Origin of the sequence: Hugonella massiliensis, from assembly GCA_001486445.1 — a bacterium.
Taxonomy (GTDB): Bacteria; Actinomycetota; Coriobacteriia; order Coriobacteriales; family Eggerthellaceae; genus Hugonella; species Hugonella massiliensis.
The window spans coordinates 191,781-213,816 of sequence record LN908985.1; the positions used below are offsets into that span (position 1 = coordinate 191,781).

At 63.8% G+C, this 22,036-nt stretch carries 19 protein-coding genes and 2 tRNA genes; 20 read left to right on the plus strand and 1 reads right to left on the minus strand.

The annotated features are described in order from the left end of the window. The first annotated feature begins 15 nt into the window (after positions 1–15). The 10 genes from BN3270_RS02560 (at position 16) to yfcE (ending at position 12,487) form a co-directional block, all read left to right on the plus strand. A tRNA-Gly gene (locus BN3270_RS02560) sits at positions 16–90 on the plus strand. A gap of 108 nt (positions 91–198) precedes the next feature. Then, positions 199–861 carry an HAD family hydrolase gene (locus BN3270_RS02565; RefSeq protein WP_058985624.1) on the plus strand — a complete coding sequence of 221 codons (663 nt, stop codon included), beginning with the start codon at positions 199–201 and terminating at the stop codon, positions 859–861. Between the two features lie 97 nt (positions 862–958). Beyond that, positions 959–2,326, plus strand: coding sequence for an isochorismate synthase (locus BN3270_RS02570; protein ID WP_058985625.1), 1,368 nt, complete (start codon positions 959–961; stop codon positions 2,324–2,326). Continuing rightward, a complete protein-coding gene (gene menD / locus BN3270_RS02575) occupies positions 2,327–4,762 on the plus strand; it encodes a 2-succinyl-5-enolpyruvyl-6-hydroxy-3-cyclohexene-1-carboxylic-acid synthase (RefSeq protein ID WP_271711892.1) in 2,436 nt (811 codons plus the stop codon). It abuts the gene before it with no gap. A gap of 80 nt (positions 4,763–4,842) precedes the next feature. Further along, positions 4,843–5,631: an alpha/beta fold hydrolase gene (locus BN3270_RS02580; protein ID WP_271711893.1), complete on the plus strand. Its 789-nt coding sequence runs from the start codon at positions 4,843–4,845 to the stop codon at positions 5,629–5,631. 25 nt (positions 5,632–5,656) lie between these two features. Continuing rightward, on the plus strand, positions 5,657–6,499 hold the full coding sequence (gene menB, locus BN3270_RS02585) for a 1,4-dihydroxy-2-naphthoyl-CoA synthase (protein WP_058985627.1): 843 nt from the start codon (positions 5,657–5,659) through the stop codon (positions 6,497–6,499). Positions 6,500–6,625: 126 nt separating this feature from the next. Then, on the plus strand, positions 6,626–9,277 hold the full coding sequence (gene menC, locus BN3270_RS02590; protein ID WP_058985628.1) for an o-succinylbenzoate synthase: 2,652 nt from the start codon (positions 6,626–6,628) through the stop codon (positions 9,275–9,277). Positions 9,278–9,447: 170 nt separating this feature from the next. Next, the gene (locus BN3270_RS02595) at positions 9,448–10,938 is read left to right on the plus strand and encodes a basic amino acid/polyamine antiporter (protein ID WP_271711894.1); all 1,491 of its coding nucleotides are present in this window, start codon (positions 9,448–9,450) and stop codon (positions 10,936–10,938) included. Between the two features lie 87 nt (positions 10,939–11,025). Then, the gene (locus BN3270_RS02600; RefSeq protein ID WP_148335468.1) at positions 11,026–11,820 is read left to right on the plus strand and encodes a dimethylarginine dimethylaminohydrolase family protein; all 795 of its coding nucleotides are present in this window, start codon (positions 11,026–11,028) and stop codon (positions 11,818–11,820) included. Between the two features lie 127 nt (positions 11,821–11,947). Continuing rightward, positions 11,948–12,487, plus strand: coding sequence for a phosphodiesterase (gene yfcE, locus BN3270_RS02605; RefSeq protein ID WP_058985631.1), 540 nt, complete (start codon positions 11,948–11,950; stop codon positions 12,485–12,487). A 74-nt stretch (positions 12,488–12,561) separates the two neighbouring features. Here the strand turns inward: yfcE and BN3270_RS02610 are convergent, their stop codons facing one another. Further along, a complete protein-coding gene (locus tag BN3270_RS02610) occupies positions 12,562–14,106 on the minus strand; it encodes an FGGY-family carbohydrate kinase (protein WP_058985632.1) in 1,545 nt (514 codons plus the stop codon). A 191-nt stretch (positions 14,107–14,297) separates the two neighbouring features. Here BN3270_RS02610 and BN3270_RS02615 point away from each other — a divergent pair. The 10 genes from BN3270_RS02615 to BN3270_RS09625 all read left to right on the plus strand — a co-directional run. Then, a tRNA-Met gene (locus BN3270_RS02615) sits at positions 14,298–14,374 on the plus strand. 536 nt (positions 14,375–14,910) lie between these two features. After that, positions 14,911–15,150, plus strand: coding sequence for a helix-turn-helix domain-containing protein (locus BN3270_RS02620; RefSeq protein ID WP_058985633.1), 240 nt, complete (start codon positions 14,911–14,913; stop codon positions 15,148–15,150). Next, positions 15,126–15,542, plus strand: a complete 417-nt coding sequence (locus BN3270_RS02625) for a hypothetical protein (RefSeq protein ID WP_058985634.1) — start codon at positions 15,126–15,128, stop codon at positions 15,540–15,542. Before BN3270_RS02620 ends, BN3270_RS02625 begins: the two co-directional genes overlap by 25 nt. 301 nt (positions 15,543–15,843) lie before the next feature. Continuing rightward, complete coding sequence (locus BN3270_RS09620; RefSeq protein WP_058985635.1) at positions 15,844–16,143, plus strand: helix-turn-helix domain-containing protein; 300 nt, start codon at positions 15,844–15,846, stop codon at positions 16,141–16,143. A 40-nt stretch (positions 16,144–16,183) separates the two neighbouring features. After that, positions 16,184–16,759 carry a hypothetical protein gene (locus tag BN3270_RS02635; RefSeq protein ID WP_058985636.1) on the plus strand — a complete coding sequence of 192 codons (576 nt, stop codon included), beginning with the start codon at positions 16,184–16,186 and terminating at the stop codon, positions 16,757–16,759. After that, the gene (locus tag BN3270_RS02640; protein WP_058985637.1) at positions 16,756–18,615 is read left to right on the plus strand and encodes a VirD4-like conjugal transfer protein, CD1115 family; all 1,860 of its coding nucleotides are present in this window, start codon (positions 16,756–16,758) and stop codon (positions 18,613–18,615) included. The genes BN3270_RS02635 and BN3270_RS02640 overlap by 4 nt, the downstream gene beginning before the upstream one ends. Before the next feature lie 101 nt (positions 18,616–18,716). After that, entirely contained in the window at positions 18,717–18,932 is a 216-nt protein-coding gene (locus BN3270_RS02645; RefSeq protein ID WP_058985638.1) for a hypothetical protein, read from the plus strand. A gap of 10 nt (positions 18,933–18,942) precedes the next feature. Beyond that, positions 18,943–19,362, plus strand: coding sequence for a PrgI family mobile element protein (locus BN3270_RS02650; RefSeq protein ID WP_058985639.1), 420 nt, complete (start codon positions 18,943–18,945; stop codon positions 19,360–19,362). Between the two features lie 37 nt (positions 19,363–19,399). Beyond that, complete coding sequence (locus BN3270_RS02655; RefSeq protein ID WP_408606187.1) at positions 19,400–21,829, plus strand: VirB4-like conjugal transfer ATPase, CD1110 family; 2,430 nt, start codon at positions 19,400–19,402, stop codon at positions 21,827–21,829. After that, on the plus strand, positions 21,826–22,036 hold a 211-nt coding region (locus BN3270_RS09625; RefSeq protein WP_058985641.1), incomplete at its 3' end, for a hypothetical protein. The genes BN3270_RS02655 and BN3270_RS09625, both read left to right, overlap by 4 nt.

A 22,036-nucleotide genomic window follows, 5' to 3' on the forward strand; every position in this document is an offset into this window, starting at 1 on the left:
ATAATCAGTCGACACGCGGGTGTCGCCAAGTGGTAAGGCACAAGCTTCCCAAGCTTGTATGCGCGGGTTCGAATCCCGTCACCCGCTCCATGAGAAGTAAAGCCCCGCACTGCGGGGCTTTTTTACTGCTTGGCCTTCAAGGTCCGAGCTCACGGTACAAACCTTTGTAGTGCAGTTGGAATAGCGGAAGGGGCTCATATGCTTCATGGAATGATTTTCGATTGCGACGGCACCTTGCTCGACACCATGCCCGACTTGGCGGCAGTCACCAATCAGACCTTGCGGGATTTCGGGTTCCCAACGCATACGTTTGAAGAGATCCAATCGTACGTGGGGGATGGAGGCCGCCGATTGATTTCCCTGGCCGTACCGGCCGGCACGTCGGCGGAGGTGTGCGAAGCCGCCTTTCAACATTGGTGCGCGCTGTATCCGCAGATCGGTTTCAAGCTGACCAAGCATTACGAGGGTATGGAAGCCGCGATTGCGGACTTGCAGAAGCGCGGATGCAAGCTCGCGGTACTCTCGAACAAATACAACGAAGCGACCAAGCTCGTCATCGATCGCAATTTTCCCGCCCATACCTTCGACCCGGTGTACGGCGAACGGAAGGGCGTTCCTCGCAAGCCTGATCCTACGGGGTTGAAGGGGGTCATCGAAGAGATGGGGCTTACTCCCGCGGAATGCGCCTATGTGGGCGACGCTCCCACCGATATAGAAGTGGCTCTGCGCGCAGGAGCCTACGCGGTAGGTGTGAGCTGGGGTTATCGCGACGTGGCTGATTTGCGGGAGGCGGGGGCCCAATCGATCGTCTCTACGCCCTCAGAGTTCGTTCGCCTCTTTGAATCGCTTCAGCACGCGTAAGAGCGCCCGCCCAGGCAACCTGTTCGGTTGCGCTTCACGGGTCTTAGGCTACTGGTAGAATGGGGCAGCAAGAGCTCGAGTGAGGATTTGCCAGCCAATGCCCAAGATATTCACCTATACCGAACCGCTGCATGCCGATATGATCGATGCCTTCTGCGTACTGCAAAAGGAATTCACCGATCAATTCGTCTACTACGAAAAGGGATCTTTCGCTTCAACGACGAACCATGCAACCGAAGACCCTCAAGAGACCGATAGGGCCAACGACGGCTCATCTTCAGCGGAAGCGGAGGAAGGCGGCACGGAAGGCCAGCGATTCCCCGCCCGGTTGATGGGTCTGGGCCGCTGCATCGCCGTGCGCGACGCAGACGACATCGAGGCCGTCTACCAGGGGCCCTGCTCCGCATCGCCGGTACTCTTTTCCTTCAACCGTTTCGATGCTGAAAACCCGCGCCCGGCCGACGAGCTCTTTCAGGCTTTCCCCAAGCTTTCGATGCTCCTGCCTGAAGTCGTCTTGGTCGACAGCCCCCAGGGCCCCTTGCTTCAGGTGAACAGCTTGGGCCCCGTCTACGCAGGTCGCGTGGAGCGTTTCGCCCGCCGCGCCCGCCAGGCAAAGGGCCGCACGCGGGTGACCGTTCCCTATTCGATCGAGCGCGACGACCCGGCGGAATGGCAACGCGAAGTCGAGGGCGTCCTTTCCGCCATAGACAGTGGCCGCGTGAGCAAAACGGTTCTTTCGCGCCGCGTGAAACTGAAGGCTCAGCAGGTGTTTTCAAGCAAAGATCTGCTCGTGAACCTTATCGACGGCCCCTCGAAGGGAACCGTCTTCCTCTATAGATACGGCGACGTGTTCTTCTGCGGATGCACGCCGGAGCTTCTTGTGCGCAAGCGCGGGCTCGCTATCGAGAGCGAATGTTTGGCCGGCACCACCGGTGTGGGGTCGACGGAAGAGGAAACCGCTCGACTTGCTCGTGAATTGCTTGCCGACGACAAGAACCGACGCGAACATGCGTTCGTGGTCGATTTCATCCGATCGGTAGTCGACCGCAACTGCCACGCGGTGCGCATTCCCTCCGCGCCCGTCATCAAGCGCTTGCAGCATGTGCAGCACCTGCAGACGCCTGTACGTGCCAAGGTGATGGAAGGCCGCAGCGTGGAAAACCTGGCGGGGCAACTCATGCCCACGCCGGCCCTCGCCGGCATGCCCGTTGGTGAGTCGCTTATGCTCCTGCGCGAAACCGAGCCCTACAACCGTGGCTTTTTCGGCGGATCGGTGGGGTATCGCACGGCTGACGGTGATGGGGCCTTTTCGGTGGCCATTCGCTGCGGCGTCTTCGACGGCGAAATCGGCTGGCTTTACGCAGGTTGTGGAATAGTCGCGGGGAGCGATGCCTCGTCCGAGTACGATGAGATCGATATGAAATTGCAGACGATTCTTTCGGCTTTCGAAGGGAAAGAACGGTAAATGGAGAACGAAGAGGAAACCCGGCCCATGCCGCCCAAGCTGTCGTCCATCGACCAGCACATCATCGAAGCGGCCGAGCGCGCTATTGCGCGCGAGCGCGCCAAGCAACGCGCCGAAGCCGAAGACGCAACCCCTTCGTCGAAGGAAGAGGGTGCGATTGCCCATTCTCGTGCGGTCATGGAAAGCTGGGAGAAGCGGAGCTCTCACGAGGAGCCGGGGGCTTACTCGTCGGACGAGCCTTTAGCGCAGGCCGAAGAGGGGCCCGTGCGCCCGCTTGCGGTAGAGCATGAAGAGCCCCTGCGCGCCGAGCCCCCCGCCTTCGTGGGCGACGAGGAAGACGTGGTTCTCGACGAAAGAGACCAGAACCACTACGCGGCCCATGCGCCGAAGGCGAGCGAAACCCCTGAGACCGAAGAAACGACCATGGCGAACGAGGACGAAGCGCAGGCAATGACAGAGGCGCACGAACAACCAGATACCCCAAACGAAGACGCCCCCCTGAAGGCGCAGAGCCCTATGGCCATCACCAACGACATCGAAGCCGACAAATATGCGGCGATCAACAGCCTGCACGAGGGAGACGATCGCAACCAACATCCCAGCCGCAAGGTCGACGCCCCCGAAATGCCCGAGGAAGAAATCGACGAAGAGAACGACCGCGAAATCGAGCCTAAAGAGCGTGCGCCCCGTGTGAAGGTACCCGCCGATCCCGCTTCGGTGGCTTCGGCTTATCTCGATGCCTTCTTCAGTGAGCTGCAACGTTGCGGCGTCACCGATTTCGTCATCAGTCCTGGCTCCCGTTCGACCGGTTTGGCCATGAAGGCCTTCGAACGTTTCAAGAGCGTCTATGTCGACGTCGACGAACGCGGCGCGGCCTTTTTGGCGCTTGGCATCGCAAAGGCGAAGCGCCGTCCGGTGGGCGTGATCTGCACGAGTGGTACGGCTGTGGGCAACTGGATGCCGGCGGTGCTCGAAGCGGAATCGAGCCGCGTGCCCCTGCTACTCCTTTCGTCCGACCGCCCGCCCCGCCTGCAGGGCGTGGGTGCTCCGCAGACCTGCGACCAGCTGAAGATGTTCGGCGACCACGTGAAGAAGTTCGTGCAGATGCCGCTCCCCGCGGGGGACGGCGCCACGCTCGACTTCGTCCACCAGACGGCGCTCGATGCCTGCATCGCCGCCCATGGTATGGTGCCCGGTGCCGCAAGCTGCGACGGCGGCCCCGTGCATATCAACTTCCCCTTCGACGAGCCGCTCGTGCCTGCGCGCAAGGTCGTACCCGACCGCGTGAGCCCGCTGCCGCCGACCGTCGTACCCGGCCAGGGTCTTCTGTCGCGCGACGCCAAGGGCATTTTCGGAGTGTTTCACGGGAAACATACGGTGGCGGTATGCGGCGAAGGCACCTGCAACAGCGACGAAGACGTCGCCATCATGCTGCAGTTCGCCCATACGCGTCACATTCCCCTGCTCGCCGACCCCCTGTCGGGTTTGCGCGGCGTGAAGGACCCCTACGTCATCGACAACTACGACACGGTCTGCGGGGGTTCCGACATCCCGCAGGTCGACGTGGTCATCCGCTTCGGCCGCTGGCCCGTGTCGAAGCGCCTTTTCCAGGCCCTGCAGAAGGCCGAGCCCACGCAGATTGTGGTGGATGTGCGCGACCCGCGCGACTACTCGGCGTCGACCGACCTCTTCGTGCATACGCTGCCCGTAGTGTTTGCCCAGGCCATGATCGACCTGCCCACCGCTCAGGGCGCTTCGCGCGCCCATGTGGAAGAATGGCTCACGGCCAACGCCCAGGCCTCCGACCACATCGACATGGTCTATCGCCTGCCGGGCGCCGACCAGTTCGAGGGCGCCTACATCGACAAGATGTTCGAGCTCATCCCCGACGATTCGCTTCTCTTCTGCGCGAGCAGCATGAGCATCCGCGCGGTCGACACCTTCTACCGCAAGAACGGCAAACGTCTGCGCGTCTTGTGCAATCGAGGCCTCAACGGCATTGACGGCACGATTTCAACGGCCGTGGGGGCTGCGCAGGAGTACGACCAGACCACGCTGCTCATCGGCGATTTGGCCTTCTTGCATGACGTGAACGCCCTGAGCTTGCAGAACGAGATGCATATTCGCCTGTCGCGCGGCGACGGCCCTATGCCTGCGATCGTCATCGTGCTGCTCAACAACAACGGTGGGGCCATCTTTGATATGCTCCCCCAGAAGTCGACCGACGACTACTTCGGCCGCCTCTTCCTTACCCCGCAGAACATCGACGTGAAGCACCTGGCCCAAGGCTTCGGTATCACCTATCGTCGCGTGGAAACCGTGCACGACTTCCGCCGCAACTACGAGCAGCTGCTGGGGAACCCTGGCATCTCCATCATCGACGTGAGCCTTCCGCTGGCAGGCGTGAAGGACCGTTACAGCGTCTATTGGCGGTAACCGTGGGCGTTGCAGGCCACCCCTTCTTTCCGGGAGGGAATGCCGCCAAAGGTGATTCTGCGGCGCCTTTGCGGCCGCTCGTGCTGCTGCATGGCTTCATGCAGAACGGCCATGCCTGGGATGACGTGGCGCCCTTGCTTTCGGATGCGGGACCGGTATGCGCGCCGACGCTTGCGCCCGTCGACAAGGACCATGCGACGCTCGACGATCTGGCCGATCAGGCGCATGTGGCGATCAGGCGCGCCTGCGCCGAAGCCGCAACGTCGGCCGCCGTGGTGGTGGGTTACTCGATGGGCGGCCGCGTCGCCTTGTCCCTCGCCCGCCGCTATCCCCTCGACATCGGCCTGCTCGTTTTGGAAAGTGCTGGGTTGGGACCGCGTACCGAAGACGACCGTGCGCAATGGGCCCGGCGCAACCGTGCCTGGGCGGCCCACATCGACGCGTTGCCCACCATGGAAGCCGTGGTAGATTGGTGGGAAGAGATTCCGCTGTTCGCAAGCCAGAGGAACGCAAGCGCCGAAGCGCAAAAGAAGCAGCGCCGTATGCGCCTTTCATGCGACAAGCAGGCGCTTGCCTGGACCATGGAAGCGGCGGGGGCGCACACCATGCGCCTCGAGAGCGAGACGGTTACCTTGCTTGCGCGCTCGCCCTTCCCCGTTCACTACGTGGTGGGCGAAGACGATGCGAAGTACGGCAGGGTGGCGCGCCTTTTGGGCGAAGCCGGCGTGCGCGTGCATATGCTGCCCGGTGGCCACAACGTGCATATGGAGCACCCGGAAGCGTACGCATCGTGCGTGAAGGCTTGCATTGCCCAAGGTGCGCAGGCCAGCGGGCGCGCCGATGGCGACTTCTCTAGGATATTTCGGTAACGAGTGCAAAGGAAACGGGAGGACTATGAGCGACATCACCTGGGTGCGTAGCGAAACGCCCTACCAGGAAATCTTCTACGATACCTACGAGGGCATCGCGAAGATCACCATCAATCGACCCGAACGCCGCAACGCGTTCACGCCCCTTACCGTGAGGGAGATGTACGACGCGTTCAGCGTGGCGCGCGAAGACCCGAGCATCGGGGTCATCATCCTCACCGGCCAGAATCACGGCGGCCGTCACGAAGACGAGGCCTTCTGCAGCGGCGGCGACCAGAAGGTGCGTGGCAACGGCGGCTATGTGGGCTCCGACGGCATTCCGCGCCTCAACGTGCTCGACCTGCAGCATCTGATCCGCGTGATCCCCAAGCCGATCATCGCGATGGTGAACGGCTACGCGATCGGCGGCGGCCATATCCTGCACCTGCTCTGCGACCTTTCGATCGCCGCGGAAACCGCCAAGTTCGGCCAGACGGGTCCCAAGGTGGGCAGCTTCGACGCCGGCTACGGCGCCGCCTACCTGGCGGCCTGCGTGGGCCAGAAGAAGGCGCGCGAGATTTGGTACCTGTGCCGCCAGTACACGGCGCAGGAGGCTATGGACATGGGCATGGTCAACAAGGTGGTGCCCTTCGACCAGCTGGAAGACGAATGCGTGGCCTGGGCCAAGGAAATGATGCAGTGGAGCCCCACGGCCCTGCGCTTCATGAAGGCGAGCTTCAACGCCACGACCGACGGCTTTGCGGGCCTGGCTCAGCTGGGCGGCGACGCTACCCTGCTCTACTACACGACCGACGAGGCTAAGGAAGGCCGCGACGCCTTCAAGGAAAAGCGCAAGCCCGACTTCACCCAGTTCCCCAAGTTCCCCTGATGGGAGAGCAGGCGATTTGAAAAGGGGCCGAACGCTGCCGGCAACAGGCGAAGGGCCGCTTCGCAAGCGGTTCGACGTGTGCGCCCGGCGGCATTCGGCCCTTGGTGCGTGAAGGAGCGGGGAAAGATGGCTTCGAACATTCTGCAGATTCTCAACGAGCATGCCTTTCGGGCGCCCGACGACGTGGCCGTTATCGATGCGACGCGCGGCAACGCGGGGATAACGTATGCGATGCTGCGCGACGGCGCGGTGCGTCTGGCCGAAAGCCTACGGAAGCAGGGCGTGGCCCGCGGCGGCTGGGTGGCCACCGACATGGCCAATTGCGTGGAGTTCCTCGCCTTGCTGCTCGCCTGCGCAATCGACGGGGCGACCCTCGTTACCTTGAACGCCCGCCTTACCGAAAGGGAAAAGGTCGAACGTCTTCATGAGGTCGAGCGGAGCAAAAACATCGCGGCAATCCCCCGCTTCGACGCGCAAAAGGTGCGCGAGATGGGCGCGTCGGTTGACGCTCCCGCGGAAGAAGAGGCCCGCGCCTCCGTCGATGCGGCAGCCCAATCCCTCGACGAGGGGTCTATCGCCGTCGTGATGTTCACGTCGGGGACGTCGGGCCGCCCCAAGGCGGCCGCCCTTTCCTGGGGCAACCTGCAGGGGGCCGCCCGCGCGAGCAACGAAGCGCTGTGCGCGCCGGGGGTGGGGCTCTGGCAGCTCACCTTGCCCATGTACCATGTGGGCGGTCTCGAAATCTTCTTCCGCTCCCTTTTGAACGACACTCCCTTCGTCCTTTACGACCACGTCGACCCGGCTGCGCTTCTGGCCGATGCGGCCCGTTACGGATGCACGCATGTGTCGGTGGTCGACAAGATGCTGCAAGATCTGCTCGCCGTGCCCGAGGGGCAAGAAGCGCTCGCTTCGTACGAGTGCGTGCTCTTGGGCGGCGCGGCTCCCAACATCAACACGCTCGCCGTCGCCAAAAACCGCGGCGTGCGCGTGTTCGTGAGCTACGGCATGACGGAAACCTGCAGCCATATCGCCGAAGCGCCCCTGGTCGACTACGACGGCACCCTGGTGCCCATGCCCGCTTACGAAGTGATGGTGGTCGACCCTGACGATGCGGGATTCGGCCAGTTGGGCGTGCGCGGCCCGGGCGTGTTCGGCGGCTACCTGAACGCCGCTGCCGCCTTCACGGCCGATGGCTTCTTTTTGACCGGCGACAGAGTGCGCGTGCGTAACGGCCGCGTGCAGGTGGCCGAACGGACGACCGACATGTTCGTGTCGGGCGGCGAGAACATATACCCCGAAGAGATTCGCTCGAAGATCCTTGCGCTCGACGGCGTGACCGATGCCTATGTATTCGGCGCGCCCAACGACCAGTGGGGCCGCCGACCCGTGGCCTTCGTGGAAGAGCGCGAGCGGGCGGCGGCTCCCGATGCCGACCTCGTGGCGCTCGCCCACGAGATTCGACTGTCCCTTAACGCCCGCCTGGCCAAGATCTACCAGCCAGACGCGATCATCGTGCTGCCGGAATTCCCCCGTTCGGGTATTGGAAAGACCGATCGCGCCGCCTTGCGCCAGGTCTATGACGAGCGCTGCTGTGCCGTGCGGCTTGAGCTGTGGAAGATTCGCCAGCCCCTGGTGGGCGGTATGCGCACCGCGAAGGCCACGGTGAGGGACCGCGCCTCGCTCATTGTGCGCGTAACCGACGCGCAGGGTCGTACGGGCATCGGCGAGGACGTGGCCTTCGAAACCGATTGGTACCTTCCCGAAACCATCCCCCAAGACGAGCCCTTCATCCGCGAAAAGCTCGCGCCGGCGGTGTGCGACCTCCCCTTCATCCATCCCCTGCAGGTTTCGCAGCGCTTGGCACACGTCGAGGGTGCCGCCGACCACCCCCTTGCTTGCGCCGCTGTGGAAAACGCCTTCTGGGACCTGTACGGCAAAACGACAGGCGCAAGCATCCGCGCTCTTATCGACGGGCGCGCCCAGGTGAGCGAAGCGGGCAGCCCCAATCCCGTGCGTCGCGGCTGTGCGAGGGGCGGCGCCGTAGTGGGCATCGGCAGTCTGCGCGACACGCTCGAAGCGGTGGCCCATGCCGTCGCCGAAGGCTACACGCGCGTGAAGTTGAAGATCAAGCCCGGCCATGACGTGCGTATCGTGCAGACGGTGCGCGAGCAGTTCCCCCATCTCACGATCATGCTCGACGCCAATCAGAGCTACCACGAAAGCGACCTGGCCGACCTGCGGGCGCTCGACAGTCTGAACATCGCCTGTTTGGAAGAGCCCCTCGACCCCGCTCGCAAGCCCAAGGTGGGCCCGCAGAACCTCTTCGAGCGGCTTTCGCGCCTGCAGCGCGAACTTTCTACGCCCCTTGCGCTCGACGAAAGCTGGACCAACGGGGTGCAACTGCGCGAGATTCTGGAGGACAACCCCGATTTGCGCTGCGTGGTGGTGAAACTGGGCAAGTTCGGAGGTCTGCAACCGGCGCTCGACTTCTACAAATGGGCGCGCAGCCGCGGTATCGCCCTGTGGGTGGGCGGCATGTACGACACGGGCGTCTCGAAGCGCCTGCATGCGGCTTTTTCCACCCTGCCCGGCATCAACCTTCCCGGCGACATCAACGATTCGGGCCGCTATTTCACCACCGACATCTGCGATCCGCCCTTCGTGCTTGGGGGCGGGCAACTCGAAATCAACCCCATGGGCCACGAAGCGGGCCTGGGCTGCGACCTCGACGAGGAAGCGATAGCTAAAGTTTCCGTATCGCACTGGAAATCTGAATAAGGGCTGCGTTTCCCCAGAACCTCGTTCGTCCTGAATGCATACTATGCAGGCCAATCGCATATAAAATCGCATATTGTAGCGAAACTGGAGTAAGATACGGGCATATGGTTCCAGGAAGACGGGCGCTTCACCCGTCTCCGCTTGTCAAGACAACCGAAGGGATGTGCATAATGGCCGACAACGGTACTGCTGCCACATCGGCAGCAACTCCCAAGAAGATGGGGTTCTTCCCCCTCGTGTTCACTGTAATCACGCTCATCGTGGGCGGCGGCGTCTTCTCGCTCTGCAGCGACATGGTCGCCAGCGGCGCCGACGGCCAGTCGGTGATCAACGCGTGGGTCATTTCCGGCATCGGCGTGTTCTGCCTGATGTTCACCTTCTTCACCTTGTCGCGCGTGAAGCCCGAACTGAAGGGCGGCATCTATGCCTACGCGACCGAAGGCTTCGGCCAGTTCTCCGGTTTCACGAGCGCCTGGGGCTACTGGATTTCGGCGGCCTTCTGCATCATCAGCTATTGCCCCTTGCTGTTCAGCGCCTTGGGCTACTTCTTTCCCGTTTTCGGCGACGGCACCAATATGGCGTCGGTCATCGGCGCATCCGTTGTGGTGTGGTTCTACGTGTTCGTCGTCTCGCGCGGCGTGACCGAAGCGGCCATCGTGAACGTGGTCGTTACGCTTGCCAAACTCATCCCCATCTTCACGGCCATCCTGGCAATCATCTTCCTGCAGAGCTTCGATCCCAGCGTGTTCATGGCCAACCTGCATGCGACCACCGTCGACCCCGACACGGGTGCGATTCTTACCGATTCCGACAAGGTGCTCGCGGCTCTGACGACCACCATCTGGGTCTTCATCGGTATCGAAGGCGCCGTGGCCATTTCGGGTCGCGCCCAGGACGACCATGATGTGGGACGCGCCACCATCGTCGCCTTCGTCTGCGTACTCGTCATCTACCTGCTCATCAGCTTGCTCGGCCTGGGCGTCATGCCCATCGAGGACCTCGCCGCCCTGGACAACCCGCCGCTGGCGGGCCTTATGGAAGCGGCCGTAGGTCCGTGGGGCGCGACCCTGATCAACTTCGGCGTCGTGCTCTCCCTGGTGGGTTCGATGCTCGGCTACACGGTGCTCACGAGCGAGGTGCCCTTTGAAGCCGCCCAGACGGGTGCCGGCTTCCCCAAGGCCTTCGCAAAGTCGAACGAAAAGGGCGCTCCGATCGTCACGCTCATCGTGTCGGGTCTCATCGTGGAAATCTTCCTGTTCGTCATGACGGTGAGCAGCAACACCTACCAGTTCTTCTACACCATTTCGACGGGCCTCATCCTGCTGCCCTACCTGTTCTCGGCCGCCTATCTCATCAAGGTTGCCTTCAGCGAGTCGAGCGGGTTTGCCGGCAAGGTGCGCGGCCACGTGGGTCTCTACCGCGTGCTGTCGATTGCGGGCTTGGTGTACGCCGTCCTGCTCATCTACGCGACCGGTACCACGGGCATTGCCATCACGAGTCTTCTGTACGCTCCCGGCGTGCTTGTCTACCTGTATTCCAAGCACGAGCGCGGCGAGAAGGACCTGTTCAACACGCCGGTCGACAAGATCGTGCTCGCGGCCACCCTGTTCATGCTGGTGCTTTCGATCTTCTGGATCGCAACCGGCCAGGTGGCTTTCTAACGCAAACGGTTAGGCAAGCGGGTCGCACGGGCGGCCCGTTTGTAGATTGGGAGTGCGGTGCAAGGAGCGCCGCGAAGAAAGAGAGGGATTATGTCTTTCAAGAACATCATCGTTCGTCGTCCGTGCGAAAAGGTCTGCGACGGTATCACGTCGGCGCCCGAACTGGGCAAGCCCGATTACCAGCATGCCCTCGAGCAGCATACCGACTACATCAACGCCCTCATCAGCCTGGGCCTGGAAGTCGACGTGCTCCCCGCGCTCGACGAGTACCCCGACAGCTGCTTCGTGGAAGACACCTGCGTGCTCACGCGCGAATGCGCCATCATCGATAACCCGGGTGCCGGCACGCGCAACGGCGAGGCTGCTCTGATGGAGCCGATTATCCGCCGCTACTACCCCGAAGACCGCATCGAGCACATCACGGCGCCGGGCACGCTCGAAGGCGGCGACGTCATGATGGTGGGCGACACCTTCTACGTGGGTCGTTCCGCCCGTACCAATGAAGAGGGCATCCGCCAGTTCTGCGCGATTCTCGAAAAGTACGGCCTGAAGGGCGTGGAAGTGCCGCTGGAAAAGGTCCTGCACCTGAAGACCGGCGTGAACTACCTGGAAGATAACAACATGCTCGTGTCGGGCGAGTTCGTGGACAAGCCCGAGTTCGCGAAATACAACAAGATCGTTATTCCCGAAGACGAAGCCTACGCGGCCAACTGCATCTGGATCAACGGCACCGTGATTGTGCCCGAAGGCTATCCGCACGTGCTGCAGGCCGTGAAGGACTTTGGCTACAAGACCCTCACCGTGGACACGAGCGAGTTCCGCAAGATCGACGGCGGTCTGTCCTGCCTGTCTCTGCGTTTCACCGCGCTGCAGAACTTCTAACCATCGCTTACTTCCTTTCCGCCCCGGGTCGCTTATGCGGCTCGGGGTTCTTTGCGTTTGGGGGCAGGTTGCCGGGCGGGGCGCTTACAATAGGCGCTGGAACATTCGAGCGTGGGGAGGAACGCGCATGAAGCTGGTTATCGCATCCGATATTCACGGGTCGGCCTACTGGTGCGGCAAGTTGATGGACGAAATCGAACGCGAGGCGCCCGACACGGTGGTGCTTCTGGGCGATTTGCTCTATCACGGCCCGCGCAACGACCTGCCGCGCGGCTACGCGCCCAAGCAGGTGCTCGCCATGCTCAACACGCTTGCCGACCATGTGGTGGCCGTGCGGGGGAACTGCGATGCGGAAGTCGACCAGATGGTGCTCGACTTCCCCATGATGGCCGATTACGCCGTGATAGCCGACGGCGGTTTTCAAATGCTGTGCACGCACGGGCACCTGCCCTCGCCCGACCGCGTGCCCGCGCCGCCGCAGGGCGGAGCGCTTCTGTACGGGCATACGCACGTGAAGATGAACGAGCCGTTGGATGTGCGTATGCCCGACGGGTCGGTCGTACCCACCGTGCGGATGCTCAACCCGGGCAGCGTGAGCATTCCCAAAGACGGCAGCAACAGCTTCGCCGTCTACCAGGATGGGGAATTCGAGCTGCGCAACTTGTAGCGTGGGACGACGGGGACGGAGGGTTTCGTCCCACTTTTGTGGGACGAAACCCTCCGTCCCCGTCGTCCCACCCGTTAACCGTTCAGCGATTTGAGCGTGCGGAAGGCTTCGGCCAGGTCGTGCTTCACGAGCTTTTCGCGCAGGGCGTACTGCGATTCGTAGAAGCGGTGCACGCTTTCGTGGGGCTCGAAGGCCTGCTTGACGTGCAGGTTGTCTTCCAGGGCGCCGCGGATATCGGCAAGCGCGCCGGTGGCGTAGGCGGCGAAAAGGCAGTCGGTGCGCACGGCGCTGCCCGCTTCGGCCAGGGTGACGGCGCGGGCGTTGAGCATGTCGGCCTTCATCTGGTTCCAGATGTCGCTGCGGCTGCCGCCTTCAGTGATCGTGAGGCGGCTCATGTCGACGCCGGCGGAGGCGTAGAGCTTGGCGATTTCCATGTAGTCGTAGCCGATCGCTTCGAGCACGGCGTGCCAGAGCAGGGCTTGGTCGGTGTCCATAGTGAGGTTGAGGAAGCAGCCCGTGGCGTCTTGGATGTCGTCGGTGCCGCCGGTGAGATAGGGCAGGAAGAGGACGCCATTGCTGCCGGGCGCGATGCCTGCGGCGCGGCGGTTGAGCTCGTCGAAGTAGCCTCCGTCTTCCGCTTGGTCGCACACGTTGTCCTTGAACCAGCGCAGGGCCAGGCCGCCCGTGCGAATGTATCCCCAGTAGAAGTAGGTGTCGGGCAGGGTGCCGCTGTTGAAGATGAGCCCGTTGCCCGGCTGCGAGAGTTCGGGGACGATGCCGCTGGTCGACACGCAGAACATGCTGCAGGTGCCCGCCACGTCCACGGCGCTGCCCGGCTGCATCACGCCGGAGCCGATCATCGACTGCATCGTGTCGCCCGCGCCGCCGCAGATGGGCGTGCCGGCGGCGAAACCGGTGAGACGGGCCATTTCAGGCGTGAGGGCTCCCACGATGTCCCAGGGGCGTACGATGCGCGGCATCATGCGTTCGGGGATGCCGAGCAGGCGAAGCTGTTCGGGCGACCAGCGCTTTTCCTGCACGTTGTAGCCCAGGCCCCAACCGCTCATGGCGCCCCAATCGACGAACATGTCGCTTGCGGGCAGGCCGGCCAGGTGGGCCAAGACGTAAGGGGCGTTGTGCACGAATTTGGCGCCGCGTTCGCGGAAGCCGGGGACGTGTTCCATGAACCAGCGGGCGAACAGGGCGGGGAACATGCACTTGGCGGCGGGGTTGCCTGTTTCGCGGCCCCAGATGTCGAGACCCCAGCTGTTGATGAGGGCCTCGTCTTCGGCGGTGCGCGAATCGAGGTAGTTCACGTAAGGGGTGATCGCGTTGCCTTGGGCGTCGACGCCCGCGATGCCGCAGATGATGCCGTCTCCCATGATGGCGCGCACGTCGGCGGGGTCGAGGCCCGCTTCGCGCATCTGGGCGCTGCAGTCGGCCATGCCCTGGATGGTGAGGGCCAGGTATTCGTCGACGTCCATGTCGACCCAACCGGGGTGCGGATAGGTGAGCGTGGTGGGGTGGGCGCTGCTGGCGACGCAGTGCATGCGGTCGTCGTGCACGGCGACTTTCACGCTTTGGGTGCCGGCGTCGAAGCCAAGGTAGTAATTGGGCATGGGTCCTCCGTTCGAACTGGGTTCAGTATGGTGAGCGAACGGTAAGCTGTAAACCGCGCTTAGGGCGCAACGTCTAATTCTGATGGATGCTGAACAATCGTTGTTGAATATTCTATGGACGGTAAAGTTTTGCTTGCAAACGGCGTAAAGGGAGCATATAGTAAATAACTGTAGCAAGACACCAGACATAGTGCGGGGTGGAGCAGTCTGGTAGCTCGCCGGGCTCATAACCCGGAGGTCGTTGGTTCAAATCCAGCCCCCGCGACCAAAACGCCCAGGTCAGGACATGTGTCCTGACCTTTTTTGTTGGTCTGACCAACATCTGACCAACATTCTACCAACAATCCGTTTCGGAACCCACGCAAAAATCCGCCCGAAAATCCCTGTTGCCGACGCCCTGCCGACACCTGAGAGACGTTGGCGTCGCCCTGCCGTCCGATATGGTTGCGCCCTGGCGACACCTATGGAATCGCCTCGGCGACGGCAACTCCCCCGTTGCCGTCTCTCTGCCGACCCCTATATATCTAATAGACTTTTTTTAAATAAACAACTCGTAGGGAGCCCTGCTTTCGACAGGGTTATCAACAGAGCGCAGCCTCGACGGCCGGCTTCCCGTTCCCCCACAAATCCATGATGTTCCATTCGGCACCGAATGATGCGCAAGGCAGAGGGCGAGGCGCTGCCAGTGCGGGGAAAGCCGCGGATATGGCGGCATGTCCGGCGAATCGCCCGCAAAGCGCCCACGAGCGCCTCGAACCCGCTTAACCTCTCATCACCGTGCAAGCAGGGAATGGAGGGAAAGCAATGGAGACCACGGAAACATCCGGCAGGCGCGCCGACGAGGGCAGGGTCATCACCTTCACCGAGGCGGCCAAGATACTGGGCACCTCGTACACCACCGTCTACCGCCTTGCGGAGAGCGGCGCCCTCCGTGCCTTCCGCATCAGGCATTCATGGCGCACCAGCACGGGCGCCTGCGAGGACTACATAGCGGAGCAGTTCCGGAAGCAGGCCTCGATATGCCAGTCGACCGAGAGCGACTGAGGCGGGGCGAGGTTTTCGCGCGATACCCCAGGCTCACCTATTCGACCATCCAGGAGGGGCTTGTGGCTCTGCTCGTGAGCAAGCGAACGGGCCGTAACGGCTGGGCCGTGATCGTGACGCTGTGCCGCAGGGTGTATGCCGACGGCAGGCTCGGTCTCATGTCGGCGGCGGAGATCTGCAAAGCGACCGGCATGACCGCCGAGCAGGTCCATCGGGGCATGGGCGAGCTCAGGAACAAGGGAATCATCGTGCCCGTCTACCGCACGAACGCAGAGGGGTTCAAGAACCTCGACCGGTCCTGCTTCGGCCATGTCGCCCAGTACTGCTTCACGAAGGAAGCATGGTCGATGATAGCGACAGTCGATAGCGCCGGCGATAGTTCGCAGAATTGACTCTCAGAGCATTGAGATAATCCTTCAAGCCTCCCGAACGGCAGGCATGCCTCCTGCGGCAGATTCCATTCGGGCTGCGGAAGACGGGTCGAAGCAAGAGCACGAAGGTGGCAACGCATCTGCGCGCACCGCGCGAAGCGCGGGGATATCCGCGAATCCGGCGCCGCATCCCGCGAATGAAGGGGAATGTCCCCCTGCACGCCGCCCGCGTTGGTATCTTTGCCTGGCCTTACAACGGGTTTCGACTCGACTCCTACCGCGGCCGATCGGAGCAATCCGATGTCGCAGGCAAGGAGGACGCATGGAACACTCCCAGTTCATCGTGAAAGTCTTGGAAGAAGCCCGTGAAGAGCGCGGGATCTCGATCGCCGAGCTCGCCCGCCGCACCAACATGTCCGATGACTCGTTGGGCAATTTGCTACGCGGGAAGAGGTCTCTGTACGGCGAGGAGCTCATCGTTCTGGCGATTGAGCTCGAGGTCCCCATTTGGAAAATCATCCCGCCGGAGCTGTGGGATCTGAAGGGCGACAAGGTCAAGCGCGTGCTTGAGCCACGCGGCCAGCGATACATGCCGCAGGGCTCTGGAAGGTCTGCGAGGTAGAGCGCCTCGCAGCATCCGTCAGAAAGGGTGGGTGCCGAAAATGGCTGAGGACTTCGGCGACGACTCCGGCGAGAAGATGCTGGACAACTTCTCGCGGTTCGCCGAGCGAGCCGGCGTGGAGGCCATGAAGGCCCGGGCCGACGCGATATCGCGGGCGTGCGAGCACGCGAAGGCGAGTGCATCGGAGAAGGGCGCACCCTGGAACGAGCCCACGGAGTGGGCGAAGCTCGACATGCACGAGTTCCGGGAGATCGAGGGCTACGACGAGTTGAAGCCCATCATCGACGCCATGCTCGACGCGCACGGGGCCGACCACGCTTGGTTCCAAGACGAGAAGGCGGGCAAGGAGTACCTGCTCTTCAGGATCAAGGACGCCCAGGAGGTGTGGGACTCCTTCGACGAGCTTTCGCGCGAGAGCTCCAAGGCCAAGGAGCGCGCGAGCGAGGCCGCCAAGCGCGACATAGACCGCAGCCGCGCCAAGAGGCGCGACGAGCGTCCGCTCGACGAGCGCGCGGACGCGGCACGGTGCGCCTCGAAGGAGCTCGAGCGCGAGGGCGGAGCCCGTGCGCGCGAGCATGCGCACGGGCACAGGGCGCGAAAGGACCGCTCAAGATGAGCGGCGCGTACAAGAAGAGCGCGATCATCGCCGCCGCGGCCCTCTCCGCGGCGGCATTCGCCGCAGCGGACGGGTTCGCGGCATGCCTTGCGTCCCTTCCGGGGAACCCGGTGCTCAACCTCGGCACCGCCGCAGAGGGCTTTCTCCCCTTCATGGCGGAGAACGGGATCCTGAGCACGGAGCCCGCCGCCCTGGCCACCGGGCTCGCCGCGACGTGCGCCATATGGGCCGCATGGGCCTGGTCGCTCACACACGGCGCGGGCGACAGGCACGGCGAGGAGCACGGAAGCGCCCGCTGGGGCACCGTCCGGGAGGGGCGGAAGTTCATGGACACGGCCGACCCCGACAACAACATCATCCTCACGAGGCGCTTCGGCCTCGCCATGTCGCGCCCCGACCACGACCCCCGCTACGAGCGCAACCGCAACGTGCTCGTGGTCGGCGGCTCGGGGTCCGGCAAGACGCGCAGCGTGCTCGAGCCGAACATCATGCAGATGAACGCGGACTTCCTGGTGACCGACCCCAAGGGCGAGACGCTGCCGCGCGTGGGCCAGATGCTCGAGGACCACGGCTACGACGTGCGCTCGTTCAACACGGTCGACTTCTCCAAGTCGCTCCACTACAACCCGATCGCCTACGTGCGCGACGAGGCGGACATCCTGGAGTTCGTCTCCTGCCTCATCGAGAACACCACGGGCGACGAGGGGCATGCCGGCGACCCCTTCTGGGAGAAGGCGGAGCGGCTGCTCTACGTCGCGCTCGTCGGCTACCTCGTCGCGCACTGCCCAGCGGAGGACCGGTCGCTGTCAGGGCTCGTCACTCTGCTCGCGCTCGCGAAGGCCAAGGAGGACGACGAGGACTACCTGAGCCCGCTCGACCTGCTCTTCTACGAGATCGAGTCGGGGATGAGCTACGTGGACGCGGGCGAAGCCGACGGCGGGGCCGACATCCTCGCGAGAGGGGCGAAGGGCACGCCATCGCGCTTCAGGTGGGTCGAGACCGGCGAGCCCGTCAGGGTCGAGGACGACTTCTGCCTGCTTCACTACAAGATGTTCAAGGACGCCGCCGGCAAGACCATGAAGTCGATCCTCGTGTCGTGCAACACCCGCATGGAGCCCTTCGCCATACCGCAGGTGCGCCGCCTCGTCGCCGACGACGAGATGGGGCTCGACCAGCTGGGCGAGGCAGGCGGGAAGCGGGCCGTGTTCGCGATCATGAGCGACACGAGCCCGCTGTACTCGTTCCTCTTCGCGATCATGATGTGGCAGACCGTGAACATCCTCTGCAGGAAGGCGCTCGTCGAGCACGGGGGCGCACTGCCGCGCCCGGTGAGCATGCTCCTCGACGAGTTCGCCAACATCGGCAAGGTGCCCGACATCGAGAAGTCGATCGCGGTGGTGCGCAGCCGCAACATCTCGATAGCGCTGTTCCTGCAGTCCCTCTCGCAGCTCAAGGGCCCCTACAAGGACAACGCGGCGACGATCGTGGACTGCTGCGACACCCTGCTCTTCCTGGGCGGAAAGTCGTCCGAGACGACCAGGCAGGTGTCGGAGTCCGTCGGCAAGGAGACGCTGTCAACCGTCACGTGGAACGAGAGCCGCGGGGCCCAAGCGTCATCCACGAGGAACTGGACCACGCTCGAGCGCGACCTCGTCCAGGCATCCGAGGTGGCCAAGCTCCCCCGCGACGAGGCGATCGTCCTCATTGCCGGCGCGGACCCCCTGAAAGACGAGAAGTTCCGAATCGAGGGGCACCGCCGCTGGCCCGAGGTCCACCCGGGGCACAAGGGCAGCATCTACGACGAGCCCTACGACTTCGCAAGACGCATCGAGGACCTGAGGGGAGGGGCGCGGTGAGTAAAGGAAGACGGGGGCCGGGAAACCGGCAATGCCGCGTCCCTTCCCGCGGGCCCTTGCGGGCGGCCGGGCCCCGAAGGGTATAGGAGGAGGAACGGGACATGCTTCAGCAAATCATCCAGCTGGTATCGGGGTGCGTCACCTTCCTGGGCGGCTTCCTCGTCGTCTGGGGCGCGGTGTCGCTGGGGCTCGCCATACGCGAGCAGCAGGGCGGGGCCCAGATAGCGAGCGCGATCTCGACGATAGCGGGCGGCGCGATCATCATCGCGGCCGCCGTGTACTTCGGCATGCTCGACACCTCGTGGATGCCGAGCTAGGGGGCGCCGGATGCTCAGCGTGACCGTCCACAAGGACATCGGCGAATACAAAGAGAAGGTCGTCGGCAAGATGTCGGCGCGCACGCTCGCGTGCACCGCTGGGGCGATCGCCGCGTCGTTCGCGGCGGCGGCGATCGCCCACTTTGCCTTCGGCGTACCCGTGTCCGATGCGGCGTTCCCCGTCACCGCGGCGTCGATGCCCTTCTGGCTGCTGGGCTTCTGGCGGCCGAAGGGCCTTGCCCCCGAGGCGTTCGTGCCGCTGTGGGCCTCGCACGTCCTGGGCGACGGGAAGCTGCCCTACCTGAACGCGGGCAGGATCCCCGTCTTTCCCGTGGCGTGCCAAAAGCCCGACAGGAAGGCGGGCCGCAAAGCGTGGAAGAGAGGTGCCGAGAAGCGTGATCTGGAAGAAGCACAAGAAAGCGGGCGATGAAGGGTCCGCTGAAGGGGCCGTCCGGAGCCGCAAGTCGGTGGAGCGGCTCGCGCGGGAGCGCGAGCAGAAGCTCACCGACAAGACCAGGGATCAGCGCAGGCGGCGCCGCGCCGCCAAGGACGTCTACGGGGCCATCGGCTTCGACCTCATGTACGCCGACGGCACCTGCCAGGTCGAGGAGGGGCTCTTCAGCGAGAGCATCGCATTCGACGACATCAGCTACCAGTCGGCCACCGACGAGACCAAGAAGGCCGTGTTCACGGCCTGGTGCGACCTGTTCGACTACTTCGGCGCGGATAGCGCCGTGCAGCTCACCGTCGCGAACACCCCCATTCCCGCCGCCGAAATCGGCAACCGCACGTTCTTCGACGAGGGGGACGGCGTGACGGCGGCCTACGCCCGGGAGTACAACCGGATCCTCAACGACAAGATGCGCGAGGGCGTCTCCAACCTGACGCGCGAGCGCTATCTCACCTTCGCCACCGGGGCGGCCTCGGTGGACGAGGCGGTGCCGAAGCTCGCACGCATGCGCACCGACGCCGAGCAGACGCTCGCGCGGATGCGGAGCGCGTCGCGCAGGCTCGACGGCAGGGAGCGGCTCGCGGCGATGAACCGTATCCTGCGCCCCGGTGAGCCGTTCCTGTTCGACTGGGAATCGGTCGGGGCCATGTCCAACCTCACCGCCAAGGACTTCGTGTGCCCGCCGTCCCTCGACTTCAAGCCGGACGGGATGGCGGGCTGCTACAGAAGCGGCGGCACCTGGTGCCAGGTGCTCTCCATGCACCGGTTCGGCAGCGAGCTCGAGGACAAGTGCCTGGCGGACATCATCGACCTGCCGATCCCGCTCGTGGCCACCATCCACCTGCAGCCGCTCGACAAGGCGGCATCGGTCGCATTCGTGAAGAGGCGCATCGCGTGGATGGACAAGGAGATCATCGACGAGCAGATGGCGGCGGTGAAGAAGGGCTACGACTTCCAGATCCTGCCCTCGGAGCTCAAGTACTCCAAGGAGGAGGCCGAGGACCTGCTCGACCACCTGCAGAACAAGAACCAGAGGCTCTACTCCTACACTGGCCTCGTCTACACCTACGCGGACACCTACGACGAGCTGCAGCGCCGGGTCATGCGCATCGCGTCGACCGCGCGGCAGAACTCGATCGAGCTCGACTCGCTCGACTACCGCCAGCGCGAGGGCATGAACTCGACGATACCCGCGGGCGAGAACCACGTCGAGGTCTCGCGGATGATGACGACGGCGCAGGTGGCCATCCAGCTGCCCTTCGCTACCCAGGAGCTCATGCAGGAGGGCGGCGGCTACTACGGGCAGAACAAGCAGAGCAGCAACCTCGTGCTCTGCAACCGCAAGCTGCTGGCGAGTCCCATGGGGTTCGTGGCGGGAAAGCCCGGGTCCGGCAAGTCGTTCTCGGTCAAGCGCGAGATCGTGAACACGGTGCTCGCGTACCCCGACGACGAGATCATCGTGCTCGACCCAGCCGGCGAGTACAGCCCGGTCGTGGAGGGGTGCGGCGGCGAGTGCATCCGCTTCGCGCCGGACTCGGACACGCACCTCAACCCCTTCGACCTCTCCGACGTGGCCCACCAGTCCACGGCGGCCCAGATGGCGTTCAAGATAGACGCCTTCCTCGCGCTGTCGTCGGCGACGATGGCAGAGGGCAGCCAGGGGCTCCCCGAGGCGGACAAGTCGATCATCGGGCGCTGCGTCGAGCTCGCCTACGATCGGTGCGCGGACGAGGGGCGCCTGCCGCTTTTGGGCGACTTCCACCGACTGCTCGCCGCCCAGCCCGAGGCCGAGGCCCAGAGGATCGCCCTTCGCTACGAGCGCTACGTGAGGGGCGCGCTGTCCTTCTTCAACCACGAGAGCAACGTCACCTTCGAGAAGCGCATCACCAACGTGGACTTCAAGGACCTCTCCGAGAACATGCGGGCGTTCGGCATCATCGCGGTGCTGGAGTCCGTGCGCAACCGCATGTACCGAAACTACGAGCGCGGCGTGACGACCTGGCTCTACATCGACGAGGTGCAGAGCCTCTTCGGGCACCCGGCCATCATCAGCTACTTCTCGAAGTTCTGGGCGGAAGGCCGCAAGTTCAACCTCATCTGCACGGGCATCAGCCAGAACAGCGTCTACATGCTCGAGCACGAGGAGGCGCGCAACATGGTGCTCAACTCGGACTTCATCCTGCTGCACAAGCAGTCGCCGCTCGACCGCAAGGCGTGGACGGAGCTCCTGGACCTCTCCGCCCAGGAGGCGGACTACATCGCCGAGTCGGTTCGCGCCGGCGAGGGGCTGCTCGTCGCCGGCGGCGCCCGCGTGCCCATAAAGGACGACTTCCCCAAGGGGGCGCTCTACGACCTGTTCAACACCAAGCCCGAGGAGATCGCCGCGCTCAAGCGCGCGCGGCGCTTCACGTTTGGGGGCGGGGCCCGAGAGGAGCCTCTCGATTGAGCGGAGGGCAAGAGAGCATAGAGGCCCCAGCGGGTGCGAAGGTCGTCGGGAAGGCGTCCGAGGCGGCGTCCACGGAGCGGACCGATGCCGTCACCGGCGGCATCGCGCGGACCGTGCAGGGCGTCGCCAAGGATGTCTCTTATACACATCTAGATGTGTATAAGAGACAGACGTGGAGAAGCGGGGTCTGGAAGAAGCAGAAGAAAG

What these genes read in the sequence shown, in the direction of transcription:
- yfcE (WP_058985631.1), top strand. Translation starts at nt 11,948, where the DNA reads ATGAAGCTGGTTATCGCATCCGATATTCACGGGTCGGCCTACTGGTGC.
- BN3270_RS02625 (WP_058985634.1), top strand. Translation starts at nt 15,126, where the DNA reads ATGCCAGTCGACCGAGAGCGACTGAGGCGGGGCGAGGTTTTCGCGCGA.
- BN3270_RS02645 (WP_058985638.1), top strand. Translation starts at nt 18,717, where the DNA reads ATGCTTCAGCAAATCATCCAGCTGGTATCGGGGTGCGTCACCTTCCTG.
- BN3270_RS02570 (WP_058985625.1), top strand. Translation starts at nt 959, where the DNA reads ATGCCCAAGATATTCACCTATACCGAACCGCTGCATGCCGATATGATC.
- BN3270_RS02650 (WP_058985639.1), top strand. Translation starts at nt 18,943, where the DNA reads ATGCTCAGCGTGACCGTCCACAAGGACATCGGCGAATACAAAGAGAAG.
- BN3270_RS02610 (WP_058985632.1), bottom strand. Translation starts at nt 14,106, where the DNA reads ATGCCCAATTACTACCTTGGCTTCGACGCCGGCACCCAAAGCGTGAAA.
- BN3270_RS02620 (WP_058985633.1), top strand. Translation starts at nt 14,911, where the DNA reads ATGGAGACCACGGAAACATCCGGCAGGCGCGCCGACGAGGGCAGGGTC.
- menD (WP_271711892.1), top strand. Translation starts at nt 2,327, where the DNA reads ATGGAGAACGAAGAGGAAACCCGGCCCATGCCGCCCAAGCTGTCGTCC.
- BN3270_RS02595 (WP_271711894.1), top strand. Translation starts at nt 9,448, where the DNA reads ATGGCCGACAACGGTACTGCTGCCACATCGGCAGCAACTCCCAAGAAG.
- BN3270_RS09620 (WP_058985635.1), top strand. Translation starts at nt 15,844, where the DNA reads ATGGAACACTCCCAGTTCATCGTGAAAGTCTTGGAAGAAGCCCGTGAA.
- BN3270_RS02635 (WP_058985636.1), top strand. Translation starts at nt 16,184, where the DNA reads ATGGCTGAGGACTTCGGCGACGACTCCGGCGAGAAGATGCTGGACAAC.
- BN3270_RS02565 (WP_058985624.1), top strand. Translation starts at nt 199, where the DNA reads ATGCTTCATGGAATGATTTTCGATTGCGACGGCACCTTGCTCGACACC.
- BN3270_RS02640 (WP_058985637.1), top strand. Translation starts at nt 16,756, where the DNA reads ATGAGCGGCGCGTACAAGAAGAGCGCGATCATCGCCGCCGCGGCCCTC.
- menC (WP_058985628.1), top strand. Translation starts at nt 6,626, where the DNA reads ATGGCTTCGAACATTCTGCAGATTCTCAACGAGCATGCCTTTCGGGCG.
- menB (WP_058985627.1), top strand. Translation starts at nt 5,657, where the DNA reads ATGAGCGACATCACCTGGGTGCGTAGCGAAACGCCCTACCAGGAAATC.